Here is a 23,378-nt window from a genome sequence, read left to right as displayed (position 1 = left end):
GCGGCTCAGGCGGCCGGCACGCGCAGCGCCGCCAGCACCGGCAGGTGGTCCGTCGCGACCGTCAGGTCGGCCCGGGTGACCCCCGGCTGGTCCAGTGGGACACCGCAGCCGAGCACCTCGACGCCCTTGGTGGCGAAGACCGCGTCGATGCGCTGGTGCGGGTGGGCCGGGGTGGAGGTGAACTCGCCGCCCCAGGGTGCCGTGGCGCGGCAGTCCTGGAGACCTGCGGCGAGGTGCCGGAAGGTGCGGCCGTCGGGGCGTTCGTTCAGGTCGCCGCCGGCGACGGCGTGCTCCACGCCCAGTCCGGCGAGGCGGTCGAGGAGCATGCCGCCCTGCTCCAGTCGCTCGTCCCGCTGGAGGCTGAGGTGGCAGCTGATCACGCCGAGGCGGGCGCTGCCGAACCGTACGACCGCCGTGGCGAAGCCGCGCCGGTGGAGGCCGGGGGTGAGCGGGAGCAGGACGTCCTCGGTGCGCTCGACCGTGGCCCGCAGACCGCACAGGATCGCCGGTCCCGCCGCCGTGGCGCCGCCGGTGAGGATCACCTGGCCGGAGGCGGCGGCGAGCCGGGCCAGCTTCTTGCGCCAGCGGAAGAAGCGGGGGGCTTCCTGGACGAGGACGAGGTCGGGGGCGCAGGCGGTGATGACGCGGGCGAGGGCGTCCGTGTCGTCCCGCATCGAGCGGATGTTGTAGCTCAGTACACGGATGACGGCCGAACCGTCGGGCTCTGTCGTGGAGTTGGGGAGCAGCGCCATATGGATCAATGTACGCCTCACGGCTCGGGGCGCGGGGAGCGTGCGCGACCGCCGGTGCGTCGTGGCCGGTCGCTCGGTCCCCGCGCCCCGAAGGCCGCGCAGGCGTCGAAGCTCAGGAAGTGAGCGTCACATGATCGGGTCGGGCTCGCGGGCCAGGTCGGCCGCGCCCACCATGCCCGCCTTGTTGCCGAGCTGGGCCGCGATCACGTCGGCCACCGGGCGCCAGTTGCCGCCCACCAGCCAGCGCTTGTACGACTTGCGGATCGGGTCGAGGACCAGATCGCCCTCGTCGGAGAGGCCGCCGCCGACGATGAACGCGGACGGGTCGAACAGGGAGGCCAGGTCCGCGAGGCCCGCGCCGGCCCAGCGGGCCAGCTCGCGGTAGGAGTCGACGGCGACCGGGCAGCCCTGGCGGGCGGCCATGGAGATGTGCTTGCCCTCGATGCCGTCGGGGGTGCCGTCGCCGAGCGCGAGCAGCACCTCGGCGCGCTCGGGGGTGGCGTTGGCGCGCTGCTTGGCGTAGCGGACCAGGGCGCGGCCGGAGGCGTACTGCTCCCAGCAGCCCTGCGAGCCGCAGCCGCACAGCAGGCCGTCCGGGACCATCCGGATGTGGCCGAACTCGGCGGCCACGCCGAAGTGGCCGCGGCGCAGCTTGTTGCCGATGATGATGCCGCCGCCGAGGCCGGTGCCGAGCGTGATGCAGATGACGTTGCGGTGGCCCTTGCCCGCACCGAACCGGTACTCGCCCCAGGCGGCCGCGTTGGCGTCGTTCTCGACCACGACCGGGAGGCCGGTGCGGGCCTCGACCTTCTCCTTCAGCGGCTCGTTGCGCCAGTCGATGTTGGGCGCGAAGTACACCGTGGAGCGCTGCCGGTTGACGTAGCCGGCCGCACCGATGCCCACGCCGACGATCTCGTGCCCCGCACGCGCTCCCTCCACCGCCGAGGCGATGGCGTCCACGATGGCCTCGGGCGTGGTGGGGGTCGGCACCTTGAAGGTCGAGAGGATGTTGCCTTCCTCGTCGACCACGCCGGCCGCGATCTTCGTGCCGCCGATGTCGACGCCGATGGTGAGTCCCATGAATCCCTCAGTTCCGGTCGAGCCCCGCTACGGCCAACCGTACCCGAGGCCCTGCCGTGGAAGGGCTTCAGTCCAGGTCGATGCGTTCGCCCGGACCGGTGCCCTCGCCCCGGTCGGGACGGTCGGGCCGGTCGTCTTCCTTCGGGCCGGACGCGCCGGTGGTCCAGCGGCGCTCCTGGGCCTGGACGGCGGAGCGGTAGGCGGCCAGCAGCTCGGAGCCGGCCGCGGCGAGATGGTCGAAGACGTCCGGGTTGCGCTCCACGACGGGCTCGACGGCGGCCTTCGCCTGCTGGACGACCTGCCGCACCACCTGCTGGGCGGCGGGTCCGGCGAGGCCCGTGAGGAGCGGGGACTGCAGGCCGGACAGCCTGTCGGCCACGGTGTCCACGAACTTGCGCAGTTCCTCGGCGGCCGAACCCGGCTGCGGGCCGTGCCCGGCGCGGCGCCGGGCCTTCTCGGCGGCGAGGTCCTCGGCGCAGGCCGTGGCCCAGGCGTCGGCGTCGGTCGCCCGCGGCTGCTCCTCCTCGTGGGGACCGGACGCGGGACGCTCTTCGCTCATGGCGGACTCCTGACTACGGTTCGCCCTTACGACGTTACCCGAACGGGCGTGCCCCGTTCAGCGTCCGCCGGCGGGCCACAGGTCGGGATCGGGCGCGAACCGGACACGCAGCTCGCCCTCGCGGAGTCCGGCTCCGGCGACGGTGCACCGGCGCAGGGCGGACGGCAGCGGGACGATACGGCGGAAGGGACCGGCCGCGATCAGCAGTTCGTCGCCGCGCCGGATCAGGTCCAGCTCCTCCCGTATGGCGCCGGGCAGCGGGATGTGCCAGACCAGCACGCCGTCCTCGGCGAGGCGGTCGGCGACGGGCCACTCGACCGGGGCGGGCCCGGGGTTGACGCCGGGGACGGCGAGGGCGCCGAGGTCGTCGGTGCCGTGCGGGTCGCGGCCGAGGTGCCGGACGGAGTGCACGTCGTGGGACCGCTCGGTGTCCTGCCAGTCGGCGAGGGTCTTGCGCTGCTGGGCGAGGAGTCCGGCGAGCCAGGTGTCGCCGCCGGCGTCGGGCAGGACGCGGTTGGCGATCAGGGCCTCGGTGCGCAGGCCGCGCAGGGCGAGACCGAGCGCCGCGTCGTGGACCGCGTCGGCGCCGGCCGGTCCGGGTTCGGCGACCAGGCGGACTTTCGTGTTCCGGTCGGTGAGGACGGCTCCCACGGCGGCGAGTTCGACGTCCCAGCGGGCGGCCGTCTCGTACAGCCACTCCGCGGGCATGGGGACGCCGGCCAGCCGGCCGAGGACCGGGCGCAGCGCGCGGGCGGCCTGCCGCTCGGCCGGGAGCATACGGCGCAGGTAGCGGCGCAGTTCCTCGGGCAGGGCCAGCAGGGCGAGGGCCTGCGGGAGGGGCGGCAGGTCGACGACGAGGAGGTCGTAGCGCTCGGAGAGGGCCGCGTCACGCAGTGCGCGCAGGAAGGACAGTTCCTCGGCGCCGGGCAGCGGGGTGACCTCCTCGGCGTCCAGGCGGGCGGCGCCGAGGAGGTCGAGGACGCCCGCGGCGCGGTTCTGGAAGGCGGTGAGGTCCTCGCGGAACCGTTCCGTGGCGTCCGGACGCCAGACGGTGAGGTTCGGGGCGGCCTGTGCCGGGACCGGTCCTGATCGGGCGCCCAGGGCCGCGCCGGGGGTGTCGGTGCGGTCGGCGCTGAGCAGGAGGGTGCGGTCGCCCGCTTCGGCGGCGCGCAGTGCGGTGGCGGCGGCGATGGTCGTACGACCGCTGCCGCCCGGACCCGTGATCAGGATGGTGCGCATGAGGGTGAACCGTAACGGACCGCGGGGGTGGGGGGCGTGGGACCGTCGCCCGGGGCCGGGCCGTGCCCGGCCCCGCCGCGTGCCCCGGCCCGCGGGCCGGCTAGCGGTCCGACTCGACCCGCTTCTTCAGGCCGGCGAGGGCGCGGTCGATGATGACCTTCTCCGCCTTGCGCTTGATCATGCCGAGCATGGGGATCTTGACGTCCACCGTGAGCCGGTAGGTGACCTCGGTGGCGCCCGCGCCGGCCGGCTTGAGCAGGTAGGTGCCGTCCAGGGAGCGGAGCATCTGGGACTTGACCAGGGTCCAGGAGACCTCGTGGTCGCCGGTCCAGGTGTAGGCGAGGGTCTGGTCGTCCTTGATGGCGCCGGCGTCCATGACGAGGCGGACCTGCTCGGCGCGGCCCTGCGCGTCGGCCCCGAGGACCTCCGCCTCCTTCACCTCGCCGGTCCAGTCCGGGTAGCGCGCGAAGTCGGCGATCACCGCCATGACGTCGGCCGGAGCCGCCTCGATCGTGATGCTCGAACTGGTGTGTTCCGCCATCGCCGTGGCTCCTCCGGATGCAGGCCGTGTTGAGGGGTCCGTGCGCGCCGGGCTGCGCACGTGTGTGCAGCGTGAAGGCTACCGCGCCACCGACCTGGCGCCTTCACCCGATGTCCCGCTGATCACCATTCGAGCGCCCAGGGCCTGCCGGTCCCGGCGAAGTGGCCGACGTTGACGCACTCGGTCGAGCCGATGCGCATCCGGCGCACGAGCGGCTGATGGACGTGCCCGAACAGCGAATAGCGCGGTTTCGTGCGGCGGATGGCGTCCAGCAGGGCGCGGCTGCCCCGTTCGAAACGGCGCGCGACGGTGTCGTAGACCAGCTCGGGCACCTCCGGCGGGATGTGCGTGCACAGCACGTCGACCTCGCCGACCGCCTCGATCTTCGCCGCGTACTCCTCGTCGTCGATCTCGTACGGGGTGCGCATCGGGGTGCGCAGGCCGCCGCCGACGAAGCCGAAGGTCCGGCCGCCGATCTCCACCCGCTGACCGTCGAGCACCGTGGTGCCCGGCCGGGCGTACTCCGGCCACAGGGGCGGCATGTCGACATTGCCGTAGGTGGCGTACGTAGGGGTCGGGAACGCGGCGAACAGCTCGGCGTACTGCTTGCGCACCGCCTTCTCCACGGCCGTGGCCCGGTCGGCGCCGATGCCGGCCCACAGCCGGGCGCCGAACTCGCGGGCCTCGGCGAACCGGCGCGCGGTCCGCAGCTCGACGATCCGGTCGGCGTTCTCCTCACCGAAGAGGTCCGGGAAGATCCCGCGCGAGTGATCGGCGTAGTCGAGGAAGAGGACCAGGTCGCCCAGGCAGATCAGGGCGTCGGCACCCTCGCCGGCCCGGGCCAGGTCCCGGGCGTTGCCGTGCACGTCGCTGACCACGTGGACGCGGGTCCGTCGGTCGCCGGAGGGTGTGAATGCCATGGCGATCAAGCGTAAGCCTGTGTGGTCCGCGTGAACAGTGGCGGTCCGGCCTGCGGTTACTCGCCGGTCGGTTAAGCCGTGGACTACTGTGCGCGAAGGAACGCCAGTCTGTGTGACGCAGCGAACATCTCGCCGGGACCCCCTGTCGTAGATGCCATACCGGCGGGTAACGTCCGGGCAGTCCAGTCGTGCTCAGGATTTCAACATGTGAATCCGCGAGCACTTGCCCGAGCCTTGGACCGCACCGTCGCATCACACAGTGTCGTGGCGCCGGCGCCCTATGAGGAGCAGCAGTCTTGCGCGAGTTCAGCCTTCCGGCTTTGTACGAGGTCCCTGCGGACGGCAATCTGACCGACATCGTCCGTAGAAACGCCGCGCAGCATCCCGACGTCGCCGTCATCGCCCGCAAGGTCGGCGGCGTCTGGCAGGACGTGTCGGCCCGGGAGTTCCTGGCAGAGGTGCGCACCGCCGCCAAGGGGCTCGTCGCCGCCGGGGTGCAGCCGGGCGACCGGGTGGCTCTGATGTCCCGCACCCGTTACGAGTGGACGCTGCTCGACTTCGCGATCTGGAGCGCGGGCGCGATCACCGTGCCGGTGTACGAGACCAGCTCGCCGGAGCAGGTGCAGTGGATCCTGTCCGACTCGGGCGCGACCGCGTGCGTCGTGGAGCTGGACGGCCACGCGGCGGCGGTGGAGGCGGTCCGCGAGTCGCTGCCGGCGCTGAAGAACGTCTGGCAGATCGAGGCCGGCGGCATGGCGGAGCTGGCGCGGCTCGGGCAGGACGTGTCGGACGAGGCGGTCGAGGAGCGCAGCTCGCTCGCCAAGGCCGACGACCCGGCGACCATCGTCTACACGAGTGGTACGACCGGCCGCCCCAAGGGCTGCGTGCTCACCCACCGCAGCTTCTTCGCCGAGTGCGGCAACATCGTGGAGCGGCTGCGCCCGCTGTTCCGCACCGGTGAGTGCTCGGTGCTGCTCTTCCTCCCGCTCGCCCATGTCTTCGGGCGGCTCGTGCAGATCGCGCCGATGATGGCGCCGATCAAGCTGGGCTGCGTCCCCGACATCAAGCACCTGACCGACGAGCTCGCCGCCTTCCGGCCGACGTTGGTCCTCGGCGTGCCGCGCGTCTTCGAGAAGGTCTACAACTCGGCTCGGGCCAAGGCGCAGGCGGACGGCAAGGGCGCGATCTTCGACAAGGCCGCCGACACGGCGATCGCGTACAGCAAGGCGCTCGACAGCGCCTCGGGCCCGTCGTTCGGCCTGAAGGTCAAGCACAAGGTCTTCGACCGGCTGGTCTACAGCAAGCTGCGGGCGGTCCTCGGCGGCCGGGGCGAGTACGCGATCTCCGGCGGCGCCCCGCTCGGCGAGCGTCTCGGTCACTTCTTCCGGGGCATCGGCTTCACGGTGCTGGAGGGCTACGGCCTGACCGAGTCCTGCGCGGCGACCGCGTTCAACCCGTGGGACCGGCAGAAGATCGGCACGGTCGGGCAGCCGCTGCCGGGTTCGGTGGTCCGGATCGCGGACGACGGCGAGGTGCTGCTGCACGGCGAGCACCTGTTCAAGGAGTACTGGAACAACCCGGGCGCGACCGCGGAGGCGCTGGCGGACGGCTGGTTCCACACCGGTGACATCGGCACCCTCGACGAGGACGGCTACCTCAGGATCACCGGCCGCAAGAAGGAGATCATCGTCACGGCGGGCGGCAAGAACGTGGCGCCGGCCGTGATCGAGGACCGGATCCGGGCGCACGCGCTGGTCGCGGAGTGCATGGTGGTCGGCGACGGACGGCCGTTCGTGGGCGCGTTGGTCACCATCGACGACGAGTTCCTGGGCCGGTGGGCCGCCGAGCACGGCAAGCCGGCGGGCTCCACCGCGGCGTCGCTGCGCGAGGACCCCGACCTGGTCGCTGCGATCCAGTCGGCGGTCGACGACGGCAACGCCGCGGTGTCGAAGGCGGAATCGGTGCGGAAGTTCCGCATTCTGTCCTCCCAGTTCACGGAGGAGTCGGGCCACCTCACCCCGTCACTGAAGCTCAAGCGGAACGTGGTGGCGAAGGACTACTCGGACCAGATCGAGGCGATCTACGCGAAGTAGCGGACCTGGCAGGGCCGCTGAAAGCGCGTCATGGCGCGGTGTCCTCGGCGAGGACCCGCGCCATCGTGCGTTCGGCGAGCGCGGTGATGGTGACGAAGGGGTTCACGCCGATGTTGCCGGGCACCAGCGAGCCGTCGGTGACGTACAGCCTCGGACACCCCTTCACCCGGCCGTAGTCGTCCGTGGCCCGGCCCAGCACGCAGCCGCCCAGCGGGTGGTACGTGAAGTCGTCCGCGAAGACCTTGCTCGACGAGCCGAACAGGTCGTAGCGGTAGATCGTGAGGTTGGCCAGGTTGATGCGGTCGAACAGCTTCTTGGCCATGCGCACCGACACCGCGCTCTGCGCCGCGGTCCAGCCGAGCTTGACCGCCCCCGAGGCGGAGTCGTACGAGAACGACGCCCGCTCGGGGTTCTTGGTGATGGCCAGGTAGAGGCTGATCCAGTGCTCGAACCCCATGGGGAGGGGCGCGATCTCGGCGAAGACGGGGTTGTCGGCGTTGGACCAGTCGTCGATGCCCATCACGGGCATGGTGGCCTGGTCGGCGCCGACGGTGTCCCAGACGTGGTTGGCGCGGCCGAGCATGGTGTTGCCGTTGGGTCCCCAGCCGGCGCCCACACTGGAGTTCAGCTCGGGCAGGGTGCCGGTGTCCCGGGCGCGGACGAGGAGTTCGGTGGTGCCGAGGCTGCCGCCGCCGAGGAAGAGGTACCGGCAGCCGTAGCTCCTGGTCTCCACCACCGCGCCGGTGTCGTCGATCCGGTCCGCGGTCAGCACGTACGACCCGTCGGCGGCCCTGGCGATCGTGCGCACCTTCTCCAGGGTGTGGATGGTGACGTTCCCGGTGCCGAGGGCCGCGGCGAGGTACGTCTTGTCGAGGCTGCGCTTGCCCTCGTTGTTGCCGTAGATGACCTCGCCGGCGAGCGCGGACTTCGTGGCGGTGCCGGCCGCCTCGCGCTGCATGTGGCCGAAGTCGTAGACGTTCGGCACGAAGGTGGTCCGCAGGCCGGCATTGGCGGCGGCCTTACGCGAGGTCCGGGTGAACCGGTACCAGTCGGTGGACTCGAACCACGCGGGGTCGATGGTGTTGACGCCGAGCATGGCGCGGGCGCGCGGGAAGTACGTGCCGTACATGTCGTCGGCGTCGACGGTCGGGAACTGCTCGGCGAAATAGGACTTGAGCGGGGTGACCGCCATGCCGCCGTTGACGAGGGACCCGCCGCCCACGCCCCGGCCGACGTAGACGGACATGGCGTCGTAGTGCACGCGGTCGAGCACCCCCGGGTAGGGGCTGATGGCCTTGTTGACCAGGTCCAGCCACAGGAAGGTGGCGAGCGGGGCCTCGGTGCGGGAGCGGAACCACATGGACCGCCGGTCGGGGGCGCTGGTGGAGCAGAACACCTTGCCGTCGGGGCCGGCGGTGTTCCAGAGCCGGCCCATCTCCAGGACGAGGGTGCGGATGCCGGCCTGGCCGAGACGGAGGGCGGCCACGGCCCCGCCGTAGCCGGAACCGACGACGATCGCCGGGGCGGATTCGACCGCGTCGGGTTCGGCGGCGCGGGCGGACTGGAGGCCCACGCGGGTGAACCCGAGGGTGGCCGCGGTCTGGAGCGCGGCCATACCGAGTATGTGACGTCTTGTCAGCTGACGCTGCATCAGTTTTGCTGCCATGATGCGCAGCATGTGCGGATTTTCCGGTTCCGGCTAGGGGCCGCGCGACGGTGCGCCGTCCGGCGCGGCTCCTACAGCAGCTCCTTCAGCCGCTCCGCCAGCAGGTCCCAGCGCCACTTCTCCTCGACCCACCGCCGGCCGCGCTCGCCCATCCTGCGGCGCAGCCCGGCGTCGCCGAGGAGGGCGACGATCCGGTCGGCGGCCTCGGCCGGCTCGCCGCCGCGGACCACCCAGCCCGTCTCCCCGTCCAGCACGGCGTCGGGGGCGCCGCCCGAGTCGCCGGCGACGACCGGCAGGCCGGTCGCGGACGCCTCCAGGTAGACGATGCCGAGGCCCTCGACGTCCAGGCCGCCGCGCCGGGTGCGGCACGGCATGGCGAAGACGTCACCCGCGCCGTAGTGCGCGGGCAGCTCGGACCAGGGCACCGCGCCGGTGAAGCGGACCGAGGCGTCGACCCCCGTCTCACGGGCCAGCCGGCGCAGATCCTGCTCGTAGGGACCGCCGCCCACGACGAGCAGCACGGTGTCCGGCTCGGCGGCGAGGATGCGGGGCAGCGCCCGGATGAGGGTGTCCTGGCCCTTGCGGGGCACCAGCCGGGAGACGCAGACGACGACCGGCCGGTCGGTGAGGCCGAGCCGGGCCCGGACCTCGTCGCCGCCGGAGCCGGGGTGGAAGGTCTTCTCGTCGACCCCGGGCGGCAGCTGCGCCATCCGCCCGGCCGCCGCGGGGGTGAGCGCGGCCGCGATCCGCGAGCGGGTGTACTCGCCGAGGTAGGTGAGCGTGTCCGTGGACTCGCCGATCCGGCGCAGCAGCTGCCGGGCCGCGGGCAGCTGGGCCCAGCCGGCCTCGTGCCCGTGCGTGGTCGCCACCAGCCGCTGCGCGCCGGCCTTCCGCAGCGCGGGCGCCATGAGACCGAGCGGCGCCGCCGCCCCGAACCACACCGAGGTGCAGCCGTGCTCCCGCAGCAGCCCCGCCGCCCGCCGGGTCGCCCCCGGGGTGGGCAGCAGCATGGTCGTACGATCGCGTACGACGGTGAAGGGCTGCTCCGCGTCGAAGGCGGCCGTGGCCTCCGCCCCCTCCCGGCCGCGCTTCCAGGTGGAGGCGTAGACGACCAGCCGGTCGGGGTCCAGGCGCAGAGCCATGTTGTGCAGGAAGGCCTGGATGCCGCCCGGCCGGGGCGGGAAGTCGTTGGTGACGATCAGGGTCTTGTGCATCGCCGCCGACCCTACCCAATCGGCCGTACGCGGCAGGGCGCGGCCGAGCCTGTGGCACGCGCACAGGACCGCACGCCATCATGGGCACACGGAATCGAACAGCACGGCGGACGCAGCCGGCGGCGAGGGACAGGGGATCACGTGGAGACGAAGGCCGCCCGGCGGTCCCCGGCCGTGCTGCTCGCGACCTGGTGCACCACCCGCGCGGTGCTGCTGCTGCTCGTCTTCCGGGTGTACGTCTTCCCCGGCCCGGACGTCACCTCCGACGTGTCGGTGACCTACCGCGGCTGGTACGAGGTCCTGCGGCACGGAACGTTTCCGCTGGACGACGTGACCTGGCAGTACCCGCCCGCCGCCGCGCTGCCCGTCCTCTCCCCCGCCGCGCTGCCCTTCCTCTCCTACGAGCACGCCTTCTTCGTGCTGGCCTTCCTCGCCGACCTCGTGGTCCTGGCGCTGCTGCTGTACGCGGGCCGGGCCCCCGGCCGGTCGCGGCGCGGGGCCTGGATGTGGGTGGCGGCGGCACCGCTGCTCGGGCCCACGGTCTACGCCCGCTACGACGTGATGGTGACGGCGGTCGCCGTGGCGGCCCTGCTCGCCGGGGCCCGGCACCCGCGGGCGATGGGCGCGCTGGCCGCTTTCGGGGCGCTGCTGAAGGTGTGGCCGGCGCTGCTGCTGGCCGGTGCCGTGGGGCGGCGGCCGTGGGCGTCGGCGGCGGTGACCGCGGCCGGTCTCGCGGCCCTGTTCGCGGTGACCATGCCGGGCGCGTTCGCCTTCCTGACCTTCCAGCGGGACCGGGGTACCGAGGTGGAGTCGCTGGGCTCCCTGGTCTTCCACGTGGCCCGGCACTTCGGCTGGAACGGCCAGGTGCTGCTGAACTACGGGTCGATCGAGTTCCTCGGCCCGCACGTCGACCAGGTCAGCACGGCGGCGCTGGCGCTGACCGGGGTCGGGTTCGGCTGGCTGCTGCTGTGGCGGCTGCGCGCGAGCCGCTTCGCCCCGCAGACGCTCCCCGACGCGGCCTTCACGGCGGTGCTGCTGTTCACGGTCACCAGCCGGGTGATCAGCCCGCAGTACCTGGTCTGGCTGATCGGGCTGGCCGCCGTCTGTGTGTCCCACCGGGCGAGCCGCATGGGGGCACCCGCGCTGATGGTCGCCCTCGCCTCCTTCCTGACGGTCCTGGAGTTCCCGCTCGGCTTCTCGCACGTGGTGCTCAGCGACTGGTACGGCATCACGCTGCTGGTGCTGCGCAACGGGCTGCTGGTCGCGGCCACGGTGACGGCGGGGCGCTCACTGTGGCGGGCGACCGTGCCACCGCCGGTGAGCGCGCCGTTCCCGCCGCAGGCCACCCGGGCGCAGGAGACCCCGGTCTCCTCCTGACGCCCGCGGCCGGGCCGGCGCCTCAGCCGAGCTGCGCCCCCACGTACTCCCGCCAGCGCGCACCGAACTCCTCCGGCGTGATGCCGAGGACCTTCTCCAGCGCCTGCTGGACCGCTCCCGCCCGCTTGTCGTGCGCGCCGACGGCCCGGTAGAAGGCGGCGAGCCGGTCCGGGCCCCACTGGTCGGCGATCATCCGGCAGGCCAGCCACCCGCCCTCGTAGGCCCGCGCCAGCTCGGTGGGCTCGCTGGTGAATCCGAAGTCCTTGTCGGCGGGCAGCGCGCGGGGGGCCCGGCCGTCCTCGACGGCGCGGGCGAGTTCCGGTGCGACCTCCGTGGGGGTGCGGCCGGTGCCGAGGTAGCCGATCCAGTCGGCGTACCCCTCGGAGAGCCACAGCGGGGTGGCGGCGGTGGTGTGCGCACGGGTGGCGACATGGGTGGTCTCGTGGGTGAGCACGACCTGCTTGCCGACCTCGCCGAGGCCGGAGTACGCCTCCGGGTTGACGACCACCCGGTCCGCGGGGGCCCGGCCCGAACCGGCCGCCTCGCCGGTGGTGACGGCCGCGATGCCCCGGTAGTTGGACGCGGGCGAGCCGAGCAGGGCAGCCATGCCCGCCAGGGTCCGGGGCACGAGGACGACGACCCGCCGGCTCCAGCCGGTGTCCCACTCCCGCGAGACGGCCGGGACGGCACGGTCGGCCATCCGGGAGAACGCCCGCAGCTCGGCGAGGGGCCGGCCGGTGCCGAGGACCAGGCCGTGCGCGCCCCGCACGGCGGTCACCGTGCCCTGGTCCCACAGTTGCTGCCCGGCGGGCCTGGCGGGAGTGTCGGCGGTGACGTACCACCCGCCCGCGGCGGTACGGCCGAGGGTGAGGGTGCGACGGGCCTCGACGGGGGCCTTGTCGTAGCCGGCGACGCGGTAGCGCAGCTCGGCGTCGGCGGTGGCGCCGGAGGAGGTGCGGTGCACGCCGGTGACCCGGTAGGACCAGGAGGCCAGCGGCAGGGCGCGCAGCCGGGCGTACTCGGTGCGGGAGCCGGTCGCGCCGTAGGCCGTCTCGTCGTGCCGGACGAGAGCGGCGGCGCGCCGGTCGAGCACGTGCTGCACCTCGGCGCGGACGGAGTCGGCCGACGGGCGCCCACCGCATCCCGTCAGGGGCAGGAGCAGGGCGAGGCCGACGGCTCCGGCGCGCCACACCCCTCTTCGACCAGCCATTTCCCGATCGTACGGCCGAAGCCGGGTCAGGGTCTGGTGACCGAGGACACGGGCATCATGCCGACCGGGTCGTAGCGCACCGGCGCGCCCGGGTAGGGGGCGTGGATGACCTGGCCGTTGCCGACGTACATGGCCACGTGGCTGGCGTCGGAGCGGTAGACGACCAGGTCGCCGGGGCGGGCCTGGGAGAGCGGGACCTGCCGGCCGGCGAAGCGCTGCTCCTGCGAGGTGCGCGGCAGGTGGATGCCGGCGTGCGCGTACGACCACTGCATCAGGCCCGAGCAGTCGAAGCCCGAGGGACCGCTGGCGCCCCACACGTAGGGGCGGCCCAGGGCGGAGCGGACGGCGGCGAGGGCGGCGGCGGTACGGCTGTCCGGGGCGGCGGCGCCGGCCGGGTCCGGCAGGTCGGCGCGGCCGCCCCGGGAGGCGCGGTCGTAGGCGGCGCGCTCGGCGGCGGGCAGGGAGTTGAGCAGCCGGCGCGCCGTGGCGAGCTTCTTCTCCACGGTCCGCTTGTGGGCGACGACGGCCTTGCGGCTCTTCTCCAGGTCGGCGAGTCTGCCGGCCGCCTCCGCGCGTTCCTGCGCCAGGTCGCGCAGCGCGGACCGCAGTTCGCGGAGCTGACCCGCCTGCCGGGTGCCGATGCGGTCGAGGGTGGCGGCCTTGTCCAGGTAGTCGGCGGGGTCGTCGGAGAACAGGAGGGCGACGGCCGGGTCGAGGCCGCCGGAGCGGTACTGGGCGCCGGCCACCGAACCGAGCCGCTCCCGCAGGGTGTTGATGCGCTGCTGCTGCCGGGCGATGTGGTCCTGCGCGTCGCGCACCTCGCGGCGCAGGGTGCCCGCCCGCTCGGCGGCCTTGTCGAAGGCCTGGGTGGCCCGCTCGGCCTCCTCGTAGAGCCGGTCCACCTCGGCACGGGTGCCGTGCGGCGCCGCGTGCGCCGGTACGGCGCCGAACGTGGCGGCCGCGGCGGACAGCACGCACAGGGCGGCCGCGCCCCGGTCGAATCCGGACGACGGAGCAAGGCGGCGATGGGACCCCACGGCAGTCCTTCTGCTGGCGGACAGAGACCGCTTCCCCGGGCCTGGGACGGGGATGCCTCGGGCGCCGGGGAAACGCGCCAGACAGTAGCCGTGCCGACGGGCCCGGACCAAAGACCTCGGAGTCAACATCACAGTGACGCCCCGCCGCTGACGCAGGTCACCGGCGGGGCGCGGAGTCAGTTCCGGTTCCCGGGATTCGCCCGTTCGGGCGCCTTCGTGTCCGCGTTCCGCGGGCGTCCGAAGGGTCTGTCAGACCCGGACGCCGAACTGGAACGGCATGTTTCCAATGGCCTCGTAGCGGACGACGGCACCGGTGTGCGGGGCGTGCAGCACCTGGCCGTTGCCGGCGTACAGGCCGACGTGGTGCAGGTCGCCGTAGAAGAACACCAGGTCGCCGACCTTCAGGTCGCTCTGGCTGTAGACCCGGGTGCCGTAGTTCGCCTGGGCCTCGGAGGTACGCGGTATGGAGACGCCTGCCTGGCCGTAGGCCCAGGAGGTCAGGCCCGAGCAGTCGAAGGACGAGGGGCCGGTGGCGCCGTAGACGTACGGCGTGCCGATCTTGCTCTGGGCGGCGGAGAAGGCCGCCGAGGCGCGGCCGGAGGCCGGCGGGGCGTCGCCGAGGTCCACGCGGTCGGAGGAGGAGCGGTTGGCGCGCTCCTGCTTGGCCGCGAGCTCCGCCTTCTCCTTGGCCGTCAGGGTGTTGAGGAGCTTCTGCGCCTCGGCGAGCTTGCCCTGGACTTCCTTCTTCTTCTCCTCCAGCTGGGTACGCGTGGAGGAGAGGTCCTTGAGCTTCTCCGCGGCTTCCGCCCGCTCCTGGGCGAGTTCGCGCTGCTTGTCCTGAATCTTCTTCAGGGAGTCGACCTGCTGGCTGCTCAACTGGTCGAGCGTGGAGGCCTTGTCGAGGTAGTCGTCCGGGTTGGACGACAGCAGCAGCTGCACCGAGGGGTCGATGCCGCCCGAGCGGTACTGGGCGGTGGCCAGCGAACCCAGGCCGTCGCGGAGCTTGTTGAGCTCCTGCTGGCCGCGGGCCACGTCGTCCTGGACGGTGGAGATCTCCTTCTGCAGCTTCTGCTGCTTCTCCTTGGCCCCGTTGTACTTCTCGGTGGCCTGCTCGGCCTGCTCGTAGAGCTTGTCGACCTTCGCCTTCACCTCGTCCTTGCTCAGCTTCTCGCTGGGGGCGGCGTTGGCGGCGTTCGCGCTCAGCGCGACGGCAGCGGCGGCTGCGGTGGTCAGCACGGTGACACGCGTGCGGCTCGGCTGCTTGGGTCGACGGTGGGACGCCACGGAGGACGAACTCCTTCTTGTGAGTGATCACCCGTTCGGAGGTTCGAGCCCAGACCCTAGTGACCCAGTTGTGATCAGTTCAAATCCTCACGGCAAAAAAACCTGTGACGCAATGCATTCTTTGCACACAACTCACGTGCAGTGATGCCCGATTGACACTACGTTGCGTGACGATACGGCCAATTCGGGCATTGCATATGCCCGTTGCACCTTCAGGACAGACGCTTCAGAAGCACCGCAGACGCGACCGGTCGGGCACCCGCCTTGGCGACCCCGTCGGCCACCTCCCGGTCGGTGGACGCGACGATGACGGGACGGCCCGGCGGCTCCGCGCGCACGAGCTGCCGGATCAGTTCGTCGGCCGTGACGCCCGGCTTGGAGAACAGCACCCGCACCCCGCGCGGCGGCGCGAGCAGCACCGGCGCGGCCAGTTCGGCACCGTCGAAGACACAGGTGACCTCCGCGCCGGTCTGCGCGGCGAGCGCGGAGAGCTGGCCGAGCAGCCTCAGCCGCTGCTTCTCCAGCGGCATCTGGGGATAGCCGGTCTTGGTCACGTTGTAGCCGTCGACGACCAGATGGGCCTGCGGCAGCGCGAGCAACTGGTCGAGGATCGCGGGGTCGTCCTCGGACAGGGCGCGGGCCGCGATGTCCTTCGGGGTCATGCGTCCCGGTTCGACGGCGTCCACGGTCTCGGCCGGGCGCACGGAGACCGGGGGCAGCGCGAGTTCGCGCCGCAGCCCCTGGGTGGCGTCCAGCAGGGTGTCCAGCAGCAGCCGCACCCGCATGTCCTCCACGCTGCGGCCCTCGCGGGAGGCCCGTCTGGTGGCCTCCAGCGTCGCCTCGGCCTCGCCCAGGCGGGCCCTGAGCCGCCGGGACTCGCTCTCGGCCGCCGACACCTGCGCCTGCGCCTCGGCGCGTACGCCGTCGATCTCGCCCCGCGCCTTGCGCAGCGCGGCCTCGCCCCGCTTGACGTCACTGAGCGCGGCACGCAGTTTCCGGTGCAGCGACTCGGCTTCCTTCTTCGCCGACTCCAGCTCCACGCGCAGCCGTTCGGTCTCGGCGCGGGTCTGGTCGCGGGCCTGCGTCAGCTCGGCGCGCAGCCGCTCCAGCTCGGCCCGGCTCTCCTCGTCCGCCCGCTCGGCGTCCGCGCGCTGGGCCTCCTCGCCGGCCGCGGTGACCAGCTTCACCCAGCCCGCCGGGCGCAGTACGTAGGCCGCGGCCGCCACATCCAGCGGGTCCGCGGCCGGGGGCGGGGAGCCTGAGTCGAGGGCGCCGGCGAGTTCCGGCTGCGCCTCTCTGAACTTCTCCCCGATCCGCTGCCGGAACAGCGGGTCGGTCTCCAGCGCGGCCGCCATCGCGTTCCCGGCGAACTTCGCCCGGCGATTGGGGGCGAACCGGGCGTACTGCCTCAGCTGGGCGGGCAGTTCCACCACGGTGAGCCCGCCGAAACCGTCCGAGACGATCTGCACGACGCGTCGGCGCACGCCGTCGGGCAGCGGACGGTCAAGCACCTCAGCGGTGCCGTCGCCCGGCCCCCCGCCTGCGGTCTCCACCATCCGTCACACCCCATCGCCTCAAGCGCTTCCCCGGGGCCGCTCCGCTCAGGAGCCGGCGCCCGGCCTGTCCACGAGTTCCACCTGGTCCACCGCGTTGCACCAGCGACAGCGGACCGACTCGATGGTCTCACTGACCACCTCGCGCTCCTCCACCGTCGGCTCGCCCGCCAGGTCGAGGTGGACGTACTCGACGACCTTCGAGGAGCGCGTCACGTCGAACCGGGTGAGGTTGCCGCACAGGGTGCAGCGCCATCGCGTCGTGGCGGTCGGCAGGGGAACCGTCATCGTGGTCGTCCGCTCCTTCTCGTCCAGGGATCCGCGCCGCCGGCCGACGCGTGTGGCTCGTAACCCTACGGCCTGGCGGGTCCTCGCCGCCCGTCCGTCCACGGCGGCGAGGCGGTCTGTCGGCTTGCGTCCCGTTACGTCATGCTCTGTAGTCATGATCAGCACCTGGAGACCGGCGCCCGGCAGGACACCCGTATCGGTCCGCGGGACCTCGGCCCCGGTGACGTTCGGCCTCATCGTCCTGTGCGGCCTGATCTTCGCCCTCGGCCCCGCCTCCGGACTCGTCCCCTCGTACGGCTCCGGGGACGCGCTGCTGCCGGCGCAGCGGGCGTACTTCCGCCACTGGGGCGTCGTCCCGGCCGACCTGTTCGACGGTGCCGTCCGCGAGGCGCTCACCCCGGTCACCGCCCTGTTCGTGCACGGCAGCTGGGTGCATCTGCTCGGCAACATGCTCTTCCTCTTCGTCTTCGGGGCGATGACCGAGGAGCGGATGGGCCGGATGGAGTTCACCCTGTTCTACGTCGGCTGCGGATACCTGGCCCTGCTCGGCTACGCGGCCGCCAACGCCACCTCCGAACAGTCGCTGGTGGGCGCCTCCGGGGCGATCTCGGCGGTCCTCGGAGCGTTCCTCTACCTGTTCCCCCGCGCCCGCGTGACCAGTCTTCTTCCGTTCCTGTTCTTCCTGCCGCTGCGCTTTCCGGCCTGGGTCGTGCTGCCGTTCTGGGCGGCCCTGCAGTGGTTCGCCGCGGGCCGCGCCTCCGACGGCCCCGGCGTGGCCTACCTGGCCCACCTGGTGGGCTTCGGGCTCGGCTTCGGCTACGCCTGGGTGCGGTACGGGCGTGGGACTAGAGTGAGATCCGCACCGGCCCCGGCGTCCCAGGGAGAGAACCAGCCGTGATCACCGCGATCGTCCTCATCAAGACCAGCGTGGACCGGATCCCCGAGATCGCGGAGCAGATCGCCGCGCTGGAGAGTGTCAGCGAGGTCTTCTCGGTCACCGGCACCTACGACCTGATCGCCATGGTCCGGGTGCGGCAGCACGAGGACCTCGCCGACGTCATCCCGGGAAAGATCAGCAAGATCCCCGGCGTGGAGGGCACCGACACCCACGTCGCCTTCCGCACCTACTCGCAGCACGACCTCGAGGCCGCCTTCGCGATCGGCCTGGACAACTAGGCGCTCAGGTCCACGGCGGCTATGCCGGTTCCCGAGGGGACGTAGAGGCGCCTGCCGCGGACGACCGGGACGTGCTGGTCGTCGCCGGCGCCGTGGCCGAGGGTCGCGCTCCAGCGCTTGCGGCCGTTCAGGTCCAGGGCCCACACCCGGTCCGCGGACCGCGCGTACACGGTGTCGCCGCCGGCCACCGCGCGGGGTTCGCCGGTGGCACCGCGCACGTCGTAGGACCAGGCCTTGGAGCCGTCGGCCGCCCGGACCGCGTACACGGTCGCGGCTTCCGTGCCGATGACGAGGGAGCGACTGCCGGCCGTCATGGTGCCGCTGCCGTAGGCCTCGGTGCGCCACAGCCGCCGGCCGTCCCCGACCCGGAAGCCCTGGCGTACGGCGGCGGAGTCGGCGAACAGGGTGGTGCCCGAGAGCGCCGCGGCGGTCACGTCGGTGCCCGCGGGCACCTGCCACGCGCGTGAGCCGTCCCGCGCGTCCAGCGCCAGCAGCACGTCCCCGTAGCTGCCGGTGCACACCAGGCCGTCCGCCACCACGGGGGTGCCGGTGGGGCCGGCCGGGGTCTTCGCGCTCCACCGGGTGCCGCCGTCGGGGGCGTAGCGGCGCAGTCCGCCCGCGTCCGTGCCCCCGAAGGAGACGAGCACGTCGTCGCCGAGCAGGACGGGCACGGCGTAGCCGTGGTCCCCGAGGGTGCGGGTCCAGAGCGGGTGGCCCGAGGGGCTCACCGCGGTCAGCCGGCGCTCGTCCTCGGCGGGGAAGCCGACCACGCAGTACACCCCCTCACGGGTGGCGACCGGGCTGGAGACGTCGTCGCCGAGCCGGACCTTCCAGCGCCTTGAGCCGTCGCGGGACACCGCGTGCAGCACGCCGTCGGAGGTGCCGACGTAGACGACCGAGCCGTCCGGGGAGAGCGCGCAGCACGGCCCGTCCAGGCCCCCGATGCCGCCCACGTCGTACTGCCAGCGCAGCACCGCGCTGCGCTCGACCGCCGCGGGGGTCGAGGTGAGGGAGTCGCCGTGACTGGCGCTGTGGCTGACGACGTCGGGCCCCCGCTGCCACAGCCACGCCCCGGCCCCCGCCGCCACGGATCCCCCGGCGAGCACCTTCAGCAGCCGCCGCCGGCCGGGAGCGACGGGACCGCGGGGCCGGACGACGGGGCTGGTGGGAGAGGAGGACGAGGCGGGCGTGACAGGAGTGACCGTGGTGGCCTCGGCCACCGAAGGGACGGCGGTGGCCGCCTCGGGAGCCTGGGTCACGGCCGGGCTCGCGCCGGCGACCGGGGTCGCGGAGGCCGGCCCGGACACAGCGGCTCCGGTGGCCGGGTCCGGGGTCGCGACGGACCGGGACGGTTCGGAGGGCGCCGGGGTTACGGATCCGGGCGCGGGCCCGGACGCGGCAGCCCCGGGCGCCAGGTCCGGCATGTCAGCCGGCCGGGGCCGTTCGGAGGTTGCCGGGTCGATGGCAGCGGGCACGGCGGCCCGGGATGCCGGACCGGACGCGACGGACCCGGGCACCAGGTCCGGCATGGCGGCCGCCCGGGACCGTTCGGAGGGCGCCGGGGCAGGGGCGGGCGGGGACAGGTACTCGACGCCGCTGGGGCGGTCGTCGTGCGCCGGGCCGGGGCCGGCGGACGGGCCGTACCAGCCGGGGCGGACGGCGGCGCGCAGGGCATGCGGGGTGAACCCGGCGGCCGCCACCACCTCCGACGGCGTCGGGCGCTCCAGCGGGTCCTCCCGCAGACAGGCCGCCACCAGCGGTCGTACCGCCTCCGGTACGCCGGACAGGTCGAAGTCGCGGGTCAGGATGCGCAGCAGGATCACCGAGTCCTGACCCTCCCCGAAGGGCTCGCGGCCGGCCGCCGCGTGGGCGAGGACCGCGCCGAGGGAGAAGACGTCGCTGGGCGGGCCGACCTGCCCGCCGTTGCGGATCTGCTCCGGCGAGACGTAGCCGACCGAGCCGACGACCGCGCCGGTCCGGGTCAGCGCGGTCGCCTCCAGGGCCCGCACGATCCCGAAGTCGATGACTCGGGGCCCGTCCGGGGCGAGCAGGATGTTGGACGGCTTCAGGTCCCGGTGGATCAGGCCCTTGGCGTGGATGGCGGCCAGCGCCTCGGCGAGCGCCGCGGCGAGCACGCGGACCGCAGGCTCGGGCAGCGCCCCGTGGTCCAGGACGGCGTCCCGCAGATTCGGGCCCGGCACGAACTCCGTCGCCATCCACGGCCGTTCGGCCTCCGTGTCGGCGTCGACGACCCGGGCCGTGAAGGTGCCCTCGCCGCCGACGGTCCGCGCGGCACGCACCTCGTGCCGGAACCGCGCCCGGAAGGTGCGGTCCTCGGCGTGCTCGTGGCGTACGACCTTCACCGCGAGCCGGAGGCCGGTGCGGGACTCGGCGAGGTAGACCTCGCCCATGCCGCCGGACCCGAGTCGGCGCAGGACTTCGTACGGGCCGATCCGTGCCGGGCCGGTTGCGCGCGACTGCACTTCGCACTCTCCCCCGATCGAACTGCTGTCGGGGGGAGTCTATTTGGCCCCGTGGAGCGTCACACCGCCGGGACGCAGCGGCCGTCCTCCGTGCGGTACCGCCACTTCGCGCCGTCGCGGACCAGCTCCTTCACGGCGGTCACGAACCGCGCCACGTGCTCGTCCGGGGTGCCCGCCCCGAAGCTCACGCGGATGGCGTTCAGGGACTTCTCCCCCGGAGCCGCCTCGGGGGCGCCGCACTCGCCCTGGGTCTGCGGGTCGCTGCCCAGCAGGGTGCGGACCAGCGGGTGGGCGCAGAAGAGGCCGTCGCGGACGCCGATGCCGTACTCGGCGGACAGGGCCGCGGCGAAGTGGGAGCTGTTCCAGCCCTCGACCACGAAGGAGATGACACCGACGCGCGGGGCGTCGTCGCCGAAGAGGGACAGGATCCGCACCTCGGGCACCTCGGCGAGGCCCTCGCGGACCGTGCGGACGAGGTGCTGCTCGCGGGCGACGAGGGTGTCCCAGCCGGCCTCGGTGAGCGCCTTGCAGGCCGAGGCGATGGAGTAGGCGCCGATGACGTTCGGGGAGCCGGCCTCGTGACGGGCGGCGCTGTCGTGCCACTCCACGTCCACTCCCCCGTCGGTGCGCCGGGTGACCTTGCGGCTGGCGCCACCGCCCGCGAGGTACGGCTCCGCCGCCCGCAGCCAGTCGGCGCGGCCGGCCAGCACACCGGCGCCGAAGGGGGCGTACAGCTTGTGTCCGGAGAAGGCGACCCAGTCGACGTCCAGTTCGCGGATGTCCACCGGGTGGTGCGGGGCGAGCTGCGCGGCGTCGAGGACGATGCGGGCGCCGTGCGCGTGGGCGGCGGCGGCCAGCTCGCGCACCGGCCACAGCTCACCGGTGACGTTGGAGGCGCCGGTGACGCAGACCAGGGCCGGGCCGTGCGGGTCGCGGTCGGCGAGGGCCCGCTCCAGGGTCTCGACGGCCTGGCGGGGGGTGCGCGGCGCGTCGAGGAAGCTGACCCGGGCGTCCTGCCAGGGCAGCAGGGAGGCGTGGTGCTCGGTCTCGAAGACGAAGACCTGGCAGTCGGCGGGCAGGGCGCGGGCCAGCAGGTTCAGCGAGTCGGTGGTCGACCGGGTGAACACCACCTGGTCGTCCTGGCGGCAGCCGAGGAAGGCGGCGACGGCCTTGCGGGCGTTCTCGAACAGGTCGGTGGAGAGCTGGGAGAGGTAGCCGGCGCCGCGGTGGACACTGCCGTAGTACGGCGCGTAGGCGGCGACGTCGTCCCAGACGCGCTGGAGCGCGGGGGCGCTGGCCGCGTAGTCCAGCGCGGCGTAGGCGACTTCGCCGCCCGTCACGAGAGGAACGGTGACATCCCGCCCCAGAACGGGCAACGGTGCACAAACGGTCTGGTCGGCGGCAGCGGTGGAGACGGACATGGGTGAACTCCCGTGGGCAAGGGGGCATCGCCGCGCGAGCGGACACGGCTCGAGCGCGGTGAAGGGTGAAAGGGGATGCGGAGGCGGGGCTCTGCGGCCCTATCGCATTCGCTTGCTCACGGAAGGCTCCTCGGACGACCAGGACCCCTGGTGTGCGAGGGGTCCGCGCTTGCCGTGGACCTTGCTGTCCACGGCCTGGTCTTCACCCGGGGCACCCCGCCACGGACGGAGGGTTGCCGGACAGTCGGCCGGGGCCTCATGACTGTCACTCATGACCTGGTCCAACATCCTGCCACACGGTCCTCGGCGCGCAAGGCGCGGTCCACCATGCGGACCGCGCCCCGTCTTCGCGCCGGCCGGGCTCAGGCGTTGCTGGCGGCCACCCACCGCTCCAGCGACCGCTTGGCCGCGCCCGAGTCGATCGACTCCCGGGCCTCGGCCATGCCGGCGCGCAGCTGGTCGGCGAGGGGCGCGTCCGTCGGCCGGAGCGCGGCGAGCGCGGCGGCCGAGTTCAGCAGCACCGCGTCCCGCACCGGGCCCTGCTCGCCGTCCAGCAGCCGACGGGCCACCGCCGCGTTGTAGACGGCGTCGGCGCCGCGCAGGGCCTCCACGGGGACCAGCTCGATGCCGACGTCACGGGGGTCGAACGTCTCCTCCGCGACCTTGCCGTCCCGGACCACCCACACCTTGGAGGTGGCGGTGACGGTCAGCTCGTCCAGGCCGTCGTCGCCGCGGAAGACCAGGGCGGAATTGCCGCGCTCGGCGAGGACACCGGCGACGATCGGCGCCATCCGCGGGTCGGCGACCCCGACGGCCTGGGCGCGTACCTTGGCCGGGTTGGTCAGCGGACCGAGCACGTTGAACGTCGTCCGGATGCCCAACTGCCCGCGCGCCGCGGCCACGTGGCGCAGCGAGGGGTGGAACTTCACCGCGAAGCAGATGGTGATGCCGGCTTCCTGGGCGACCTCGGCGACCCGCTTCGGGGTCAGGTTCAGGTTGATGCCGAGCTTCTCCAGGACGTCGGAGGAGCCGGAGGCGGAGGACGCGGCACGGTTGCCGTGCTTGACGACCTGCGCGCCGGTGCCGGCGACGACGATCGCGGACATGGTGGAGATGTTCACCGTCTTGGCGCCGTCGCCGCCGGTGCCGACGATGTCGACGGCCGGGCCGGGCACCTCGATCACGTTGGCGTGCTCGTACATCGTCCGGACGAGTCCGGTGATCTCCTGGACCGTCTCGCCCTTGGCCCGCAGCGCGACCATGAATCCGGCGATCTGCGCGTCGGTCGCCTCGCCGCGCATGATCAGGTCCATCGCCCACGCGGTCTCGTCGGCGGAGAGGTCACGGCCGTCGAGCAGCCCGTTCAGCAGGGCGGGCCAGGAACGGCCCGCCGCGGTGTCGCCTCCAGCGGGGGTCACAGCGCTCATCAGCCGCTCCTCGTACACAGTCCTGCCAGGTCGTACACCACCCTATCCAGCCCGGAGC

20 protein-coding genes and 1 riboswitch are annotated in these 23,378 nt (G+C 73.2%); of the genes, 4 read left to right on the top strand and 16 right to left on the bottom strand.

What is annotated here, in order from left to right:
* Positions 1–5: 5 nt before the first annotated feature.
* The 6 genes from ACF08B_RS15640 to ACF08B_RS15615 form a co-directional block, all read right to left on the bottom strand.
* Complete coding sequence (locus ACF08B_RS15640) at positions 6–752, bottom strand: endonuclease/exonuclease/phosphatase family protein (protein WP_392317838.1); 747 nt, start codon at positions 750–752, stop codon at positions 6–8.
* 126 nt (positions 753–878) lie between these two features.
* The gene (locus ACF08B_RS15635) at positions 879–1,832 is read right to left on the bottom strand and encodes an ROK family glucokinase (RefSeq protein WP_020939526.1); all 954 of its coding nucleotides are present in this window, start codon (positions 1,830–1,832) and stop codon (positions 879–881) included.
* A gap of 67 nt (positions 1,833–1,899) precedes the next feature.
* Positions 1,900–2,391 (bottom strand): DUF5304 domain-containing protein, encoded by a 492-nt coding sequence (locus tag ACF08B_RS15630; RefSeq protein ID WP_392317837.1) that lies wholly within the window; start codon positions 2,389–2,391, stop codon positions 1,900–1,902.
* A gap of 57 nt (positions 2,392–2,448) precedes the next feature.
* Complete coding sequence (locus ACF08B_RS15625; protein WP_392317836.1) at positions 2,449–3,630, bottom strand: ArsA family ATPase; 1,182 nt, start codon at positions 3,628–3,630, stop codon at positions 2,449–2,451.
* Positions 3,631–3,730: 100 nt separating this feature from the next.
* Positions 3,731–4,171: an SRPBCC family protein gene (locus ACF08B_RS15620; protein WP_093478314.1), complete on the bottom strand. Its 441-nt coding sequence runs from the start codon at positions 4,169–4,171 to the stop codon at positions 3,731–3,733.
* A 122-nt stretch (positions 4,172–4,293) separates the two neighbouring features.
* Complete coding sequence (locus ACF08B_RS15615; RefSeq protein ID WP_392317835.1) at positions 4,294–5,091, bottom strand: metallophosphoesterase; 798 nt, start codon at positions 5,089–5,091, stop codon at positions 4,294–4,296.
* A gap of 296 nt (positions 5,092–5,387) precedes the next feature.
* Between ACF08B_RS15615 and ACF08B_RS15610 the strand changes: the two genes are divergently transcribed.
* Positions 5,388–7,184, top strand: coding sequence for an AMP-dependent synthetase/ligase (locus ACF08B_RS15610; protein WP_392317834.1), 1,797 nt, complete (start codon positions 5,388–5,390; stop codon positions 7,182–7,184).
* 28 nt (positions 7,185–7,212) lie between these two features.
* Here ACF08B_RS15610 and ACF08B_RS15605 read toward each other — a convergent pair whose 3' ends face one another.
* Entirely contained in the window at positions 7,213–8,799 is a 1,587-nt protein-coding gene (locus ACF08B_RS15605) for a GMC oxidoreductase (RefSeq protein WP_392318139.1), read from the bottom strand.
* A gap of 122 nt (positions 8,800–8,921) precedes the next feature.
* Positions 8,922–10,064: a glycosyltransferase family 4 protein gene (locus tag ACF08B_RS15600; RefSeq protein ID WP_392317833.1), complete on the bottom strand. Its 1,143-nt coding sequence runs from the start codon at positions 10,062–10,064 to the stop codon at positions 8,922–8,924.
* A gap of 141 nt (positions 10,065–10,205) precedes the next feature.
* Between ACF08B_RS15600 and ACF08B_RS15595 the strand changes: the two genes are divergently transcribed.
* Positions 10,206–11,441, top strand: a complete 1,236-nt coding sequence (locus tag ACF08B_RS15595; protein WP_392317832.1) for a glycosyltransferase 87 family protein — start codon at positions 10,206–10,208, stop codon at positions 11,439–11,441.
* A 22-nt stretch (positions 11,442–11,463) separates the two neighbouring features.
* Here ACF08B_RS15595 and ACF08B_RS15590 read toward each other — a convergent pair whose 3' ends face one another.
* The 5 genes from ACF08B_RS15590 to ACF08B_RS15570 all read right to left on the bottom strand — a co-directional run bounded on the left by ACF08B_RS15590 (position 11,464) and on the right by ACF08B_RS15570 (position 16,813).
* A complete protein-coding gene (locus ACF08B_RS15590) occupies positions 11,464–12,651 on the bottom strand; it encodes a hypothetical protein (protein WP_392317831.1) in 1,188 nt (395 codons plus the stop codon).
* A gap of 26 nt (positions 12,652–12,677) precedes the next feature.
* On the bottom strand, positions 12,678–13,688 hold the full coding sequence (locus ACF08B_RS15585; protein ID WP_176985756.1) for a C40 family peptidase: 1,011 nt from the start codon (positions 13,686–13,688) through the stop codon (positions 12,678–12,680).
* 249 nt (positions 13,689–13,937) lie between these two features.
* A complete protein-coding gene (locus ACF08B_RS15580) occupies positions 13,938–14,972 on the bottom strand; it encodes an NlpC/P60 family protein (RefSeq protein ID WP_392317830.1) in 1,035 nt (344 codons plus the stop codon).
* A 212-nt stretch (positions 14,973–15,184) separates the two neighbouring features.
* Complete coding sequence (locus tag ACF08B_RS15575) at positions 15,185–16,528, bottom strand: NYN domain-containing protein (RefSeq protein ID WP_392317829.1); 1,344 nt, start codon at positions 16,526–16,528, stop codon at positions 15,185–15,187.
* A 45-nt stretch (positions 16,529–16,573) separates the two neighbouring features.
* Positions 16,574–16,813 carry a hypothetical protein gene (locus ACF08B_RS15570; RefSeq protein ID WP_014672226.1) on the bottom strand — a complete coding sequence of 80 codons (240 nt, stop codon included), beginning with the start codon at positions 16,811–16,813 and terminating at the stop codon, positions 16,574–16,576.
* A gap of 154 nt (positions 16,814–16,967) precedes the next feature.
* Here ACF08B_RS15570 and ACF08B_RS15565 point away from each other — a divergent pair, with 154 nt between their 5' ends.
* Both ACF08B_RS15565 and ACF08B_RS15560 read left to right on the top strand, forming a co-directional pair.
* Positions 16,968–17,711, top strand: a complete 744-nt coding sequence (locus ACF08B_RS15565) for a rhomboid family intramembrane serine protease (RefSeq protein ID WP_093478299.1) — start codon at positions 16,968–16,970, stop codon at positions 17,709–17,711.
* Positions 17,708–17,989, top strand: a complete 282-nt coding sequence (locus ACF08B_RS15560) for an Lrp/AsnC family transcriptional regulator (protein ID WP_073893028.1) — start codon at positions 17,708–17,710, stop codon at positions 17,987–17,989. The genes ACF08B_RS15565 and ACF08B_RS15560 overlap by 4 nt, the downstream gene beginning before the upstream one ends.
* Here ACF08B_RS15560 and ACF08B_RS15555 read toward each other — a convergent pair.
* The 3 genes from ACF08B_RS15555 to trpD form a co-directional block, all read right to left on the bottom strand.
* A complete protein-coding gene (locus ACF08B_RS15555; protein ID WP_392317828.1) occupies positions 17,986–20,472 on the bottom strand; it encodes a PQQ-binding-like beta-propeller repeat protein in 2,487 nt (828 codons plus the stop codon). The two genes, ACF08B_RS15560 and ACF08B_RS15555, sit on opposite strands and share 4 nt — an antisense overlap.
* 59 nt (positions 20,473–20,531) lie before the next feature.
* Positions 20,532–21,893 (bottom strand): aminotransferase class V-fold PLP-dependent enzyme, encoded by a 1,362-nt coding sequence (locus tag ACF08B_RS15550; protein ID WP_392317827.1) that lies wholly within the window; start codon positions 21,891–21,893, stop codon positions 20,532–20,534.
* A gap of 160 nt (positions 21,894–22,053) precedes the next feature.
* Positions 22,054–22,170, bottom strand: a riboswitch (SAM riboswitch).
* 85 nt (positions 22,171–22,255) lie between these two features.
* A complete protein-coding gene (trpD, locus tag ACF08B_RS15545; RefSeq protein WP_392317826.1) occupies positions 22,256–23,320 on the bottom strand; it encodes an anthranilate phosphoribosyltransferase in 1,065 nt (354 codons plus the stop codon).
* Positions 23,321–23,378: the final 58 nt, after the last annotated feature.

The sequence above is a fragment of the Streptomyces sp. NPDC015139 genome (genome assembly GCF_043079785.1).
In the GTDB taxonomy this organism is placed as follows: Bacteria; Actinomycetota; Actinomycetes; order Streptomycetales; family Streptomycetaceae; genus Streptomyces; species Streptomyces albidocamelliae.
Note: the sequence above shows the minus strand (reverse complement) of the source record. Positions and strands in the feature narration are given on the sequence as shown.